Raw genomic sequence first — 370 nt, forward strand, 5'->3', positions numbered from 1 at the left:
GCGAGAAATTCGATCTCGGCTATCACACCAAGCATGTCGACACGATCTTCAAGCGGGTGTTTGGAGAGGCCTAAGCAACCGTCCCAAATGAAAAGGCTCGCCATTGGCGAGCCTTTTCATTTTGAAGATTGACCATCCCGATCAGGCCTTGCCGGGAACGGTCCTGATCACCGTGCCCCACGGGTCTTCCCGCGCAGTCCCTTCCTTCACATTGTCCGAGCGCATCATCCTGCGCAACCCGCAGGGCCACCTGCTGTTCTCCAGCAACTGGTTCGGTGGCAACAAGGTGTACCGCGAACCGAACTGGCAGTGGCAGAAGCCGTATTCGTTCCCGGTGCTGCACCCGGCGTTCCTGCTGGGCCAGTACAAC

At 58.4% G+C, this 370-nt stretch carries 1 protein-coding gene; it reads left to right on the forward strand.

Going from position 1 to position 370, the window contains the following annotated elements:
• Window positions 1–103: 103 nt before the first annotated feature.
• The coding region (locus EN804_RS37545; protein WP_189602174.1) for a hypothetical protein at window positions 104–370 on the forward strand (267 nt) is incomplete at its 3' end.

Source organism: Mesorhizobium sp. M8A.F.Ca.ET.161.01.1.1, assembly GCF_004792105.1.
Classification (GTDB): Bacteria; Pseudomonadota; Alphaproteobacteria; order Rhizobiales; family Rhizobiaceae; genus Mesorhizobium.